Annotated in this window: 11 protein-coding genes; 8 read left to right on the top strand and 3 right to left on the bottom strand. The window is 65.1% G+C overall.

The window, feature by feature from the left end:
- The first annotated feature begins 12 nt into the window (after nt 1-12).
- The 3 genes from tldD to V6B08_RS09925 all read left to right on the top strand — a co-directional run bounded on the left by tldD (nt 13) and on the right by V6B08_RS09925 (nt 3,295).
- Nucleotides 13-1,449, top strand: a complete 1,437-nt coding sequence (gene tldD / locus V6B08_RS09935; RefSeq protein WP_341980214.1) for a metalloprotease TldD — start codon at nt 13-15, stop codon at nt 1,447-1,449.
- A 72-nt stretch (nt 1,450-1,521) separates the two neighbouring features.
- On the top strand, nt 1,522-2,334 hold the full coding sequence (gene cysE / locus V6B08_RS09930) for a serine O-acetyltransferase (protein ID WP_341980212.1): 813 nt from the start codon (nt 1,522-1,524) through the stop codon (nt 2,332-2,334).
- A gap of 52 nt (nt 2,335-2,386) precedes the next feature.
- Nucleotides 2,387-3,295 (top strand): hypothetical protein, encoded by a 909-nt coding sequence (locus V6B08_RS09925; protein WP_341980210.1) that lies wholly within the window; start codon nt 2,387-2,389, stop codon nt 3,293-3,295.
- Here the strand turns inward: V6B08_RS09925 and V6B08_RS09920 are convergent.
- Nucleotides 3,276-4,640 (bottom strand): glutamate--cysteine ligase, encoded by a 1,365-nt coding sequence (locus V6B08_RS09920; RefSeq protein WP_341980208.1) that lies wholly within the window; start codon nt 4,638-4,640, stop codon nt 3,276-3,278. The genes V6B08_RS09925 and V6B08_RS09920 overlap by 20 nt on opposite strands.
- Nucleotides 4,641-4,781: 141 nt before the next feature.
- A complete protein-coding gene (locus tag V6B08_RS09915) occupies nt 4,782-5,498 on the bottom strand; it encodes a 16S rRNA (uracil(1498)-N(3))-methyltransferase (protein ID WP_341980206.1) in 717 nt (238 codons plus the stop codon).
- Between the two features lie 44 nt (nt 5,499-5,542).
- Here V6B08_RS09915 and ubiA point away from each other — a divergent pair, with 44 nt between their 5' ends.
- Nucleotides 5,543-6,481: a 4-hydroxybenzoate octaprenyltransferase gene (ubiA, locus tag V6B08_RS09910; RefSeq protein ID WP_341980204.1), complete on the top strand. Its 939-nt coding sequence runs from the start codon at nt 5,543-5,545 to the stop codon at nt 6,479-6,481.
- A gap of 20 nt (nt 6,482-6,501) precedes the next feature.
- Nucleotides 6,502-7,251 carry a hypothetical protein gene (locus tag V6B08_RS09905; protein WP_341980202.1) on the top strand — a complete coding sequence of 250 codons (750 nt, stop codon included), beginning with the start codon at nt 6,502-6,504 and terminating at the stop codon, nt 7,249-7,251.
- On the opposite strand, the gene V6B08_RS09900 is transcribed toward V6B08_RS09905, so the two are convergent.
- On the bottom strand, nt 7,252-7,995 hold the full coding sequence (locus tag V6B08_RS09900) for a hypothetical protein (RefSeq protein WP_341980199.1): 744 nt from the start codon (nt 7,993-7,995) through the stop codon (nt 7,252-7,254).
- Nucleotides 7,996-8,050: 55 nt separating this feature from the next.
- Here V6B08_RS09900 and V6B08_RS09895 point away from each other — a divergent pair, with 55 nt between their 5' ends.
- From V6B08_RS09895 to V6B08_RS09885, 3 genes are all read left to right on the top strand, one after another.
- Nucleotides 8,051-8,974, top strand: a complete 924-nt coding sequence (locus V6B08_RS09895) for a DMT family transporter (RefSeq protein ID WP_341980197.1) — start codon at nt 8,051-8,053, stop codon at nt 8,972-8,974.
- The gene (locus V6B08_RS09890; RefSeq protein WP_341980195.1) at nt 8,974-10,485 is read left to right on the top strand and encodes a UbiD family decarboxylase; all 1,512 of its coding nucleotides are present in this window, start codon (nt 8,974-8,976) and stop codon (nt 10,483-10,485) included. The genes V6B08_RS09895 and V6B08_RS09890 overlap by 1 nt, the downstream gene beginning before the upstream one ends.
- Nucleotides 10,486-10,549: 64 nt before the next feature.
- The gene (locus V6B08_RS09885; RefSeq protein WP_341980193.1) at nt 10,550-12,025 is read left to right on the top strand and encodes an adenylate/guanylate cyclase domain-containing protein; all 1,476 of its coding nucleotides are present in this window, start codon (nt 10,550-10,552) and stop codon (nt 12,023-12,025) included.
- Nucleotides 12,026-12,027 lie beyond the last annotated feature (2 nt).

Below are 12,027 nucleotides of genomic sequence, written 5' to 3'. Positions count from 1 at the left end.
GAGGAAACCGCCATGAGTGGTATCGACACCGCCCAGCAGCTCTTTTTCACCCGCGCCGGCCTCGACCGCGCCCGGCTGGACCGGCTTGTGGGCGACGCATTGCATGGCGCCGATGACGGCGAGCTGTATCTCGAATATGCCCAGTCGGAATCCTTGAGCTTTGACGATGGCCGCCTGAAATCGGCCAGCTACGACACCAGCCAGGGCTTCGGCCTGCGCGCCGTCTCCGGCGAGCAGACCGGCTATGCCCATGCATCCGAATTGAGCGAGGAAGCCATCCGCCGTGCCGCCAGCACCGTGCGTGCGGTGCGCGCCGGCCATGGCGGCGAGATGAGCGCGCCGCCGCTGGCGACCAACCGCCACCTCTATGGCGACGACAATCCGCTGGCCGAGATTTCCTTCGACCGCAAGGTGAAGCTGCTGCAGGACATCGACGCCTATGCGCGCGGCAAGGACAGCCGCGTGCGGCAGGTCAGTGCCAGCCTCGCGGGCTCATGGCAGGCGGTGGCGATCCTGCGCGCCGACGGTACCCTGGTGGAAGACATCCGCCCGCTGGTGCGGCTGAACATTGCCGTCGTTGCCGGCCAGGGCGACCGCCAGGAAAGCGGCAGCCGGGGCGCCGGGGGCCGCGTCAGCTTCGCCAAGTATTTCGATCCGAGCCATTGGCAGGCGGAAGTGGATGAGGCCCTCCGCATGGCACTGACCAATCTGGAATCGGTGCCTGCACCCGCTGGCGAAATGCCGGTGGTGCTTGGCCCCGGCTGGCCCGGCATCCTGCTGCACGAAGCCATCGGCCATGGCCTGGAAGGCGACTTCAACCGCAAGAAGACATCCGTGTTCGCCGGCCTGATGGGCCAGCGCGTTGCCGCCCCCGGCGTCACCATCGTCGATGACGGCACGCTGGACCGCCGCCGCGGCTCGCTCAGCGTCGATGACGAAGGCACGCCGACCGAGAATACCGTGCTGATTGAGGATGGCATCCTCAAGGGCTACATGCAGGACCGCCTCAACGCGCGGCTGATGGGCATGAAGCCGACCGGCAATGGCCGGCGCCAGAGCTTCGCCCATAGCCCGATGCCGCGCATGACCAACACCTACATGCTAGGCGGCGACCGCGATCCGGCGGAGATTCTCTCCGGCGTGAAGAAGGGCGTCTATGCGGTGAATTTCGGCGGCGGCCAGGTCGATATCACCTCGGGCAAATTCGTGTTCTCGTGTACCGAGGCCTACCTGATCGAGAACGGCAAGGTCGGCGCCCCGATCAAGGGCGCGACGCTGATCGGCGCCGGTGCCGACGTGCTGACCAAGGTGCGCGCGGTGGGCAACGATCTGAAGCTGGATGACGGCATCGGTACCTGTGGCAAGAACGGCCAGGGCGTGCCGGTCGGCGTCGGCCAGCCGACCTTGCTGATCGAAGGCCTCACGGTTGGCGGCACCGCCGCCGCCTGAACCAAACAATCATGGGCGGTTAACCCGCCCGGTGTTATAATTTTAGCGCATGCCAAGCAGGGGGAGCCCCACATGCCTGCCAGTGTAACCAAGATTGCCACCCACGATCCGGTGTGGACCCGCATCCGCACTGAAGCGGCGGAAGCCGTGACCCAGGAACCGCTGCTCGCCAGCCTGGTGCATGCCTCCGTGCTGCATCACCAGCGGCTGGAAGATGCGCTGAGCTATCAGCTCGCGCAGCGGCTCGGCAACACCGACGTGTCCGCGCTGGTGATGCGCGAAGTGATCAACGAGGCGCTGACCGCCGATCCGGATATCGGCAATGCCGTGCGCGCCGATCTGGTGGCGGTGAACGAGCGCGACCCGGCCTGCCGCAGCTACATGAAGCCGCTGCTGTTCTTCAAGGGCTTCCTTGCCATCCAGAGCCACCGCGTGGCGCATTGGCTGTGGCATCAGGGCCGCGAGACCATGGCCTTCCTGATCCAGAGCCGCTGTTCGGAAGTGTTCGGCGTCGACATTCATCCGGCGACCAAGTTCGGTCGCGGCATCCTGATCGACCATGGCACCGGCGTGGTGATCGGCGAGACCGCCGTGATCGAGGATAACGTGTCGCTGCTGCAGAATGTGACGCTGGGCGGCACCGGCAAGGAAACCGGCGACCGCCATCCGAAGATCCGGCGCGGCGTGCTGATCGGCGCCGGCGCCAACATCCTAGGCAATATCGAGATCGGCGAAGGCGCCAAGATCGGCGCCGGCAGCGTGGTGCTGATCCCGGTGCCACCGCATTGCACGGCGGCCGGCGTGCCGGCCAAGCTGATGGGCGATTGCGAATGCGAGCAGCCGGCGCGCGAGATGAACCATAATCTGCCGGATGCGCCGGGCTGAGGCTTTCCTGATCAGGCATTGCGGGCCAGCGGCTTTGCTGCTGGCCCTTTGCTTGTTTGCCCAGGCCTTATTTGTTCAGGCGGCAGCGGCGCAATCCCTGCGCGGCGCGCTCGACTGGCTGCCGCCGGGTTCGCTCAATCTCGAGGAACTGACCCGGCGACCGCAGGAAATCCAGACCGGCGGCACGCAGCAGAGCTTCTTCGCCGAATATGGCCGGCTCGCCTTCCGCAGCCCCGATGTGCTGGGCGGCAACGCGCGCAAGGCCGGCCTCTCCTGCCACGCCTGCCATCCCAATGGCGACGCCAACCGGCATTTCTTCATTCCCGGCCTGTCAGACCGCCCCGGCCATATCGATGTCACTCATTCGCTGTGGTCGGCGAAGGCCGAGGATGGCCGCGCCAATCCGCTGCAGATTCCGTCGCTGCGCGGCGTCAAGGACAAGCCGCGCCTCGGCTTCGACCGCCGCCTCGGTTCACTGCGCGAATTCACCCGCAATGTCATTGTGCTGGAATTCGATGGCGCCGAGCCGGATCCGCTGCTGCTCGATGCCCTGGTGGCCTATCAGCAGACCCTTGCCCCCGGTCAGGCGCCGGAGCAGCCCTTGCGTTTCGAAGATGATCTCGGCGATTTCGCCCGTGCCCTCGGCGCATTGCGCCTGCCGCTGGCGGAAGAGAACGCACCGCTCACCGAGCGCATCGCCACCATGCTGCGCAGCCAGGTCGGCTTCATGCATGAACGCTTCGAGGCGGCGGCGCCGCAACAGATTCTGGAAAGCTGGTCGCAGGAATTGCGCGGCGTCGTGGCTCTGGCCGATGCGGGCCGCTGGCCCGAGGCACGCGAGAAGCACAATGCCCTACAGCGCCAAGCCGTGCAGCCGCCCGCCGCCCTGACGGCAGCGGCGGCGCGCTCGCTCTATGATCCTGAAAGACTCCGTACTTGGCTTAGTAAGCCAGTTCGGTAAAGACCGGATCGACCGAACGGTTCCAGCGACCGTTATAGAGCTTGAGCAAGGCTTCCGCCGGCGTCTCGCCGCTTTCCACGATGGCTTGCAGCGGCGCCAGGAAATGCGTCTCGTCCTCGCCAGCCGGCGAGATGCGCTTGCGGGCACGCAGACCGGCCTGGGCAATCTTCACCACTTCGCGCGCCACATCCTGGAGCGTACCGTTGCGGAACGGCGTATGCAGGCCGTATTTCGGCGCCTCGACACGCAGGCGGGCGCGTTCTTCGTGCGTCCAGTCCTTGCAGAGATCCCAGGCCGCATCCAGCGCGGTCTGGTCATAGAGCAGGCCGACCCAGAGAGCGGGCAGTGCGCAAAGCCTGGACCACGGGCCGCCATCGGCGCCGCGCATTTCCAGGAAACGCTTCATGCGCACTTCTGGGAACAACGTGGTGAGATGATCCGCCCAGTGCCGCAGCGTGGGGATTTCACCGGGCGCGGCGGGCAACCTGCCGGCCAGGAAATCGCGGAAACTCTGGCCGGTGGCATCGATATACTGGCCATCGCGGTAGACGAAATACATCGGCACATCGAGCGCGTGCTGCACATAGCGCTCGAAGCCCATGCCGTCCTCAAACACGAATGGCAGCATGCCGCTGCGGTCGGGGTCGGTGTCGGTCCAGATATGGCTGCGGAAACTCAAGAAGCCGTTCGGCTTGCCTTCGGTGAACGGCGAATTGGCGAACATCGCCGTCGCTGCCGGCTGCAAGGCCAAGCCGACGCGGAATTTCTTCACCATGTCGGCTTCGGAGGCGTAGTCCAGATTCACCTGCACGGTACAGGTGCGATACATCATGTCGAGGCCAAGATTGCCCTTCTTCGGCATATACTCGGTCATGATCTTGTAGCGGCCCTTCGGCATCATCGGGATGTCGGCGCGGCGCCATTTCGGCTGCATGCCAAGGCCGGCCATGGCGATGCCAAGCTCCTGCCCCACTTCGCGCACCTGGCGCAGATGGGTGCTGACCTCGATACAGGTCTGATGAATCGTCTCCAGCGGCGCGCCGGAAAGTTCGAACTGGCCGCCCGGCTCCAGCGTGATCGACTGGTTGTCCAGGGTCAGGGCAATGACCTTGCCGGCCTCTTCCACCGGCTGCCAGCCGAAACGCTGCAATTCGGTGAGCAGCCGCTGGATGCCCGCGGGGCCCTCATAGGGCAGCGGGCGGAAATCCTGGGTGTTGTAGCCAAGCTTTTCGTGTTCGGTGCCAATCCGCCACGCCTCTTTCGGCTTCGAGCCCTCGGCAACATAGGCAACGAGCTGGGAAATATCGGTAACCGGGGTCTCGGGGGCTTGTGCCGGTCCGGACATAAAAACCTCGTTGCTTCTTGTTCTCGTTCCAAACTTCGCCAGAAATCGCGGCTTCCACCAGGACATTCATTGGGCTTCCCGGAGGACGCCTGGGGCTTTGCGCATATGGCGCAGAAATCCCGGAAAGTCCAGGGGCCGCCCTTAGAGGGCCGCCGCCACCGCAAGGGCAGCCAGGGCCGCAGTTTCCGCCCGCAATATACCCGCCCCAAGCGACACCGGCGTGACGAAGGCCCGGGCCTTCAGCAAGGCGGCTTCCTCCGGTGCGAAGCCACCTTCCGGCCCCACCAGCATCGCCAATGGCGCACCGGTCGGCAAGGCCTGCAAGGCGACAAGCAAGGGCGTTGCCGCCTCGCGCTCCAGGCAGGCGAATAATCGCCGTTCCTGCGGCCAAGCGGCAAGCAACGCCTCCAGGCTTTGCAAAGGCGAGAGCGGCGGCACATCCAGCCGTTCGCATTGCTCGGCGGCTTCGCGCGCATGCGCCTCGAGGCGTTGTGCGTTGATCTGCCGCACCTGGCAGCGCTTGGTCAGCACCGGCAGCAGCCGGGCGGCGCCAAGTTCAGTCGCCTTCTCGATGATGAATTCGATACGGCCCTGGCGGATCGGCGCGAAGCAGAGCCAGATATCGCGCGGTGCCTGGAATGGCCGCAGGCACTCTCCCACCGTAACGCGCGTCTCGCGCTTGGCAGCAATAGTGAGTTCGGCAGCGAATTCGCCATCGCGGCCATTGAACAACGCGACACCCGCGCCGGGTTCCAGCCGCAGCACATGGCGCAGGTAATGCGCCGCCGCCTCATCCAGCGCCAGATCGGCGCCGGCCTTGAGATCGGCGGTAACGTAAAGTCGGGCCACACTGGCCATGGCGCTTGTGCCGCCTCGCGGTTTTGGACTATCGGAGAAGCGTTATGGCAAAGCCCGACCCGGAAGTCACGTCTGCCGCCCCTGATACGGCCCCTGCCGATGCCCTCGACAATCATTGGGTCGGGCGCTGGCTGCCGGCGTCCTGGCGGCCCTATGCCCGGCTTTCGCGTCTCGACCGCCCAATCGGTACCTGGCTGCTGCTGCTGCCGGGCTGGTGGTCCATCGCCCTGGCCCGCCCGCCAGGAAGCAGCCTGGATATCGGGCTGATCCTGCTGTTCGGCATCGGCGCCCTGACCATGCGCGGTGCCGGCTGCACCTTCAACGATATCGTCGACCGCGATTTCGATGCACGGGTTGAGCGCACCCGCAACCGCCCACTGCCATCGGGCCAGGTGAAACCATGGCAGGCCTGGGCCTGGCTGGTGGCGCAGTCGCTGCTCGGCTTTGTCATCCTGGTCAGCATGAACCGGCTGGCCATCGGCCTCGGCGTCGCCTCACTGCTGCTGGTGGCGATCTACCCGTTCATGAAACGCGTCACCTGGTGGCCGCAATTCTTCCTTGGCCTCGCCTTCAACTGGGGCGCGGTGCTGGGCTATGCCGCTGTCGCCGGCCGGCTCGACCTTGCGCCGCTGGTGCTCTATGCCGCCGGCATCATCTGGACGCTCGGCTACGACACGATCTATGCGCTGCAGGACAAGGAAGATGACGCGCTGATCGGTGTGAAATCCACCGCGCGGCTGTTCGGGCAGCAATCAAGGCAATGGATCGCCGGTTTCTTCGCCCTCGCCTGGCTCGGCATCGGGCTTTGCGGCGCCCTTGCCGGCATGGGCATTGGCTTCTGGCTCTGCCTTGCCGCCCTGGCTGGCCATATGGCGTGGCAGGTGCTGACCTTGCAACCTGACGATCCCGCCGATTGCCTGATCAAATTCAGGGCAAACCGCGATGCCGGCCTGATCGTGTTTCTCGGTTTCCTGATCGGCTGATTGTTCTTTATAGTACGGGCATGACCAAGACCCGAATCACGCCGGAGCATTTCGGCGACGTCTACAAGCAATTCAACGCCTCGATCTCGAAATACGATTGCGGTCGAAAATGCGCCCCGCTGAATGGCGGCCAGCCGGTCTGCTGTACCACCGGCAATGCCATTCCGGTGGTACACAAGGCGGAATTCGCCTTGCTGAAAAGCCGCACCGATCTCTGGTCCAGCTTCAAGGCCAAGGACGCCACCTCGCGCAAGATCGTGAAGGAACTGCCGGCTTCGACCTGCGCCATCGAATGCAAGGGCGCCGCCTTCTGCGAACGCGACAACCGCACCATCGCCTGCCGCGCCTTCCCGTTCTTCCCCTACATCACCGCCAAGGGCGAATTCATCGGGCTTTCGGTCTACTGGATCTTCGAGGACCGCTGCTGGATGATCGCCCGCATGGACCTGGCAGAGCAGGCCTTCATCAAGGAGATGGTGGCCTCGTTTGAGAAGATTTTCGCCTTCGATCCCGAGGAATGGGAAAGCATGAAGAGTCATGGCGCCTCGACGCGCCGGGTCTATTCGCGCTGGAACCGCCCGATCCCGATCCTGGGCCGCGATGGCGGCATCTTCAAGGTGATGCCGCGCACCCATGAACTGCGCCCGGCCACCATGGCGGATTTCAAGCCGCGTGGCGCCTACAAGTCCGAAGCCGCCTATAAGAAGGCCGTGAAGGAAGCCGGCGGCAGCCTGGGGCCGGAACCGAAAGGTGGCTATCTGGCGCCGTAATCACGTTCCGTACAGGAACGTGCCGAGCAGGATCCAGCGCCGGGCGGTGTCCGCCTGGCCGCGCTTTGGGATAAGCGGCGTGGTGTAATGCCAGAACGGCAGCCGGTAGGCATTCACCAGCCCGTTGCCGACCACTTCCACGGCTTCGCTGAAATGCCCGGCCTTGGCATAGACCAATAGCTGGCTTTTGGCGCCGGGCGTGCAAAAGCCGATATGCATGTCGACATAGCCCTGACGCGCCAGCGGTTCTTCCGGGTGATGGTCGTTATGCGGCCCGGCATAGTCGCCGGGATGATAGGCAATGGCCTGCAGGCCATACTTGCGCCGCAGCTTCCGGCCCGCCAGTGCCTCGGCGAAGGCGCGGTAGCTGGCCGAGCGCAGCATGGCGATCAGGCCGATATCGGTCGCCGCCTTCAGGCCGATGCCCTTGCCGCCATCCAGGTGCAGCGTGCGCTGGCGCATCACCTTGGGCAGTTGCTCGGCGTAGTTCTCGCGCATCTCCCAGATGCTTTCCGGCGGGATCGGTTGCGCCATCAGCCGCAGATGCGGCGCCAGCGCCGTCTCCAGCAAAGCGGCGGCACCCTTGGCCTGGCGGGCATCGATCAGGCCGGCCAGGGCCAGGAACCGGGTGCGCGGCTCGGCGAGCTTGCCGGCAGCCGCATGGCGGCCCAGCAGCAGGGCCTGGCCCTGGCGGCTCAGCAGATCGGCGAATTCGGCGGGAAAGCGGCGCATGGCGGCTGGCATAGCAATATTCCCGAAGCCTGGAAAGCACCCGCCACCCGGCCTATTCTCCGCCGCCATGACCCCTCCCCCGGCTGCCACCGCCCGCGAACAGCAACTGGCGCAGATTCTGCTGTTCATTACGCCCGCCATGTTCACCACCAACATGGTGATGGCGCGCGCCACCGCCGATTTCATCCCGCCAGTGGCGCTGGCCTTTTGGCGCTGGAGCGGCGTGTTCCTGGTCCTCGCCCTACTCTATGGCCGCGAATTGTGGCGCCTGCGCAGCGCCATCCGTGCCGAGGCAGGGCAATGCCTGATGCTCGGCTTCCTCGGCATGGTGATCTGTGGTGCCGGCGTCTATTGGGGCGCGGCCAGCACCACGGCCACCAATATCGGCCTGATCTATGCCACCTCACCGGTGATCATCATTCTCCTCTCGCGCATCTGGTTCGGCGAGGCGATGAGCCTGCGCCAGGGGCTCGGCACGGCACTGGCCCTGATCGGCGTGCTGGTGATCGTGCTGCGCGGTGATATCGGCCTGATGTTCAGCCTCTCCTTCTCGCTCGGCGACCTGCTGATCCTGGCGGCCTCGGCGGCCTGGGCGGTGTATGCCGTGCTGCTCAAGCGCTGGCCCAGCCGCTTGAGCATCAATGCCCGGCTGGCCTGCATTACCGGCGCCGGCGCCTTGCTGCTGCTGCCGCTTCTGGCAGCGGAAACCGCCCTGGCCGGGCCACCGGCGCTGGATGGTCGCACCCTGCTGGCGATCATCACCCTGGTGATCGTGCCCGGCATCGGCGCCTACGGCACCTATGGCTACATGACCAAGCATCTCGGCCCCAGCAAGACCGGGCTGATGCTCTACCTGTCGCCGATCTACACGGCTTTGATGGCCTGGGCCTTGCTCGGCGAGAGTTTTGCCTTCTATCACTGGATCGGCAGCGCCCTGGTGCTGCCTGGCTTGTATCTCGCCACCCACAAGCCGCAACAGGAGACTGCCTGATGGCCTATGCCTCGCTGCGCGACTTCATTTCCCAGCTCGAAGCCAAGGGCCGCCTGGTGCGCGTCACCGAGCCGGTCTCCACTGTGCTGGAAATGACCGAGATCCAGACCCGCTTGCTGGCCGAGAATGGCCCGGCGGTGCTGTTCGAGAAGCCGCTCAAGGCCGATGGCTCGTTGAGCGACATTCCCGTCCTGGTGAACCTGTTCGGCACCGTCGAGCGCGTCGCCTGGGGCATGGACCGTGAGCCGGGGCAGCTGCGCGAGATCGGCGAGACCCTGGCCTTCCTGCGTCAGCCGGAGCCGCCGGCGGGCCTGCGCGAGGCTTTCGGCCTGCTGCCGCTGGTGAAGAACGTGCTGGCCATGGCGCCCAAGACCGTGAGCAGCGGCCCGGTGCATGAAGTGGTGCTGCAGGGCGACGACATCGACCTTACGGCATTGCCGATCCAGACCTGCTGGCCGGGTGAGCCGGCACCGCTGATCACCTGGCCGCTGGTGGTCACCAAAGGCCCGAGCGACGCGCGCGAGGACAGCTTCAATCTCGGCATCTACCGCATGCAGGTGCTGAACAAGAAGCAGACCCTGATGCGCTGGCTGAAGCATCGCGGCGGCGCGCAGCAGCACCAGCGCTGGAAACAGGCCGGCAAGCGCGAGCCCTTCCCCGCTGCCGTGGTGATCGGCGCCGATCCCGGCGTGATCCTGGCCGCCGTGACGCCGGTGCCGGAAACGCTGTCGGAATACCAGTTCGCCGGCCTGTTGCGCGGCAAGAAGGTGGAGCTGGTGAATTGCCGCACTGTGCCGCTGAAGGTGCCGGCGGAAGCCGAGGTCGTGCTGGAAGGCTATGTGTCGCTGGATGAATATGGCGACGAAGGCCCCTATGGCGACCATACCGGCTATTACAATTCGGTGGAGCAATTCCCGGTCTTTACCGTCACGGCGATCACCAGGCGGCGGAAACCCATATATCTGAGCACCTTCACCGGCCGCCCGCCGGATGAGCCGAGCGTGCTGGGCGAGGCGCTGAACGATGTGTTCGTGCCACTGATCCGCCAGCAATTCCCCGAGATCGTCGATTTCTGGTTGCCACCGGAAGGCTGCTCCTACCGCGTCGCGGTGGTCAGCATCAAGAAGGCGTATCCCGGCCATGCCAAGCGCATGATGATGGCGGTGTGGTCCTATCTGCGCCAGTTCATGTACACCAAATGGGTGATCGTGGTGGACGACGACATCGACGCCCGGAACTGGAAGGACGTGGTCTGGGCCATGTCCACCCGCATGGACCCGGCGCGCGACATCACCCTGATCGAGAATACCCCGATCGACTACCTGGATTTCGCCTCGCCGGAATCAGGCCTGGGCAGCAAGATCGGCCTGGATGCCACCAATAAATGGCCGCCCGAGACCAAGCGGGAATGGGGCGAGAAGCTGGCAATGGATGCCGATGTGGTGCGCACCGTCACAGAGAAATGGCCGAAACTCGGGCTTCCTGGTTCCGGCAAGCCGATCTGGAAATAGCCCCTCGCGCCCGTTGACCCGGAAGAGTATCCTGGCTTTTGCCGGTTTTTGGAGGCCGGTTACGATGAAATCCACCCTCTGGCAGCGCATGCATGATGCGATCTGCGGCCAAGGCTGCGATCAGCTCGTTGATGCCGAACAGCGCCGCCTGGGGCAGGCTTTCCAGGCCGAAGAATACGAAGGCCTGAAGCTCGCCATCAACCTGCGCTTCGTTGCGCTCGCCATCGTTGCCACGCTGCTCACCACCGAGATGCGCTGGCCGTTGGCGCTGAACTATTATCCCTGGCTGCTGGCGCTGGCATTATCCGCCTATATCCAGCTTCTGGTGCGCAAGCCCGGCATCGACCGCCCCTGGATGCACTGGCTGTTCCCGTTCATCGACATGGCCTTCATCGGCGCCGCCATTGCGCTGCCGAACCCGTTCGATCCGAACCCGCTGCCGCCGCCGATGATGCTCAGCTTCGATACCGTGCTGTATCTGCCGCTGTTCCTGGCGCTGGCGGCGCTGGGCCAATCGGCACGCACGGTGTTGTTCACCACGATAGCGGCAATGATCACCTGGGCCGTGGTCACCGTCAGCATCGCGATGCAGCCGGGCGTCGACACCATGCTGCTGCCGATGAATGTCGCCAATATCTCGGCCCTGGATCGCCTCGCCTTCCTGCTTGACCCCTGGCGGGTTTCCTATGGCGACATGATCCGCCGCATCGTGCTGATCGGGCTGATCGGCGTGATCCTGATGGTGGCGGCTGTGCGCGCCCGCCATCTGGTGGCGCGCCAGATCGAGAGCGAACGCGGCCGGCGCAATCTGGCACGTCATTTCTCGCCGCATATCGCCGAGGAATTGCAGCGCATGGATGATCCGCTCGGTGCCGTGACCCAGATCGATGCCGCCGTGCTGTTCGCTGACCTGGTCGGCTTCACCCGGCTTTCCGATGACATGTCGCCGGCCCAGACCATCGCCCTGCTGCGCGAAGTGCACCGCCGCCTGGCCCATGCCGTGGCCGAGCAGCAGGGCACGCTCGACAAGTATCTCGGCGATGGCATCATGGCCTCCTTCGGCACGCCGCGCGCCGGCCTGCGCGACGCTTCCTCCGCCCTACTCGCCGCCCGCGCCATGCAACAGGCCATCGAGCAACTGAACCGCCAGCGCGCACCCTTGCGCCAGCCGCCGCTGCAGCTTGCCGTCGGCCTGCATTTCGGACCGCTGACGCTTGGCAATATCGGCGACGAGCACCGCGTCGAATACGCGCTGGTTGGCGAAACCGTGAATGTGGCGCACCGCCTGGAGCAGATGACGCGCAGCATCAATGCCTCACTCTGCATCAGCGAGGCCTTCGTGGAACGGCTGAAGCAGGAGACGCGCGGCGATCTCGCCCCCTTGCGCGATCTCACCGAGATGCGGCCACAGGCGATCCGTGGCCTGCGCGAGCGCATGGTGGTGTGGATGCTGCCGCGAGAAGGCGCCGTGCAGCCGGGAACGCCGACGCATGAGGCCGGCACCACGCTGCAACCCGAAACCCCGCCGACGATCCATTAACG

The sequence above is a fragment of the Ferrovibrio sp. MS7 genome, assembly GCF_038404985.1.
Lineage (GTDB): Bacteria > Pseudomonadota > Alphaproteobacteria > Ferrovibrionales > Ferrovibrionaceae > Ferrovibrio > Ferrovibrio plantarum.
Note: the sequence above shows the minus strand (reverse complement) of the source record. Positions and strands in the feature narration are given on the sequence as shown.

Excerpts from the sequence above, each read along its gene's own strand:
- tldD (WP_341980214.1), top strand. The coding sequence starts at position 13 with ATGAGTGGTATCGACACCGCCCAGCAGCTCTTTTTCACCCGCGCCGGC.
- cysE (WP_341980212.1), top strand. The coding sequence starts at position 1,522 with ATGCCTGCCAGTGTAACCAAGATTGCCACCCACGATCCGGTGTGGACC.
- V6B08_RS09920 (WP_341980208.1), bottom strand. The coding sequence starts at position 4,640 with ATGTCCGGACCGGCACAAGCCCCCGAGACCCCGGTTACCGATATTTCC.
- V6B08_RS09915 (WP_341980206.1), bottom strand. The coding sequence starts at position 5,498 with ATGGCCAGTGTGGCCCGACTTTACGTTACCGCCGATCTCAAGGCCGGC.
- ubiA (WP_341980204.1), top strand. The coding sequence starts at position 5,543 with ATGGCAAAGCCCGACCCGGAAGTCACGTCTGCCGCCCCTGATACGGCC.
- V6B08_RS09905 (WP_341980202.1), top strand. The coding sequence starts at position 6,502 with ATGACCAAGACCCGAATCACGCCGGAGCATTTCGGCGACGTCTACAAG.
- V6B08_RS09900 (WP_341980199.1), bottom strand. The coding sequence starts at position 7,995 with ATGCCAGCCGCCATGCGCCGCTTTCCCGCCGAATTCGCCGATCTGCTG.
- V6B08_RS09895 (WP_341980197.1), top strand. The coding sequence starts at position 8,051 with ATGACCCCTCCCCCGGCTGCCACCGCCCGCGAACAGCAACTGGCGCAG.
- V6B08_RS09890 (WP_341980195.1), top strand. The coding sequence starts at position 8,974 with ATGGCCTATGCCTCGCTGCGCGACTTCATTTCCCAGCTCGAAGCCAAG.
- V6B08_RS09885 (WP_341980193.1), top strand. The coding sequence starts at position 10,550 with ATGAAATCCACCCTCTGGCAGCGCATGCATGATGCGATCTGCGGCCAA.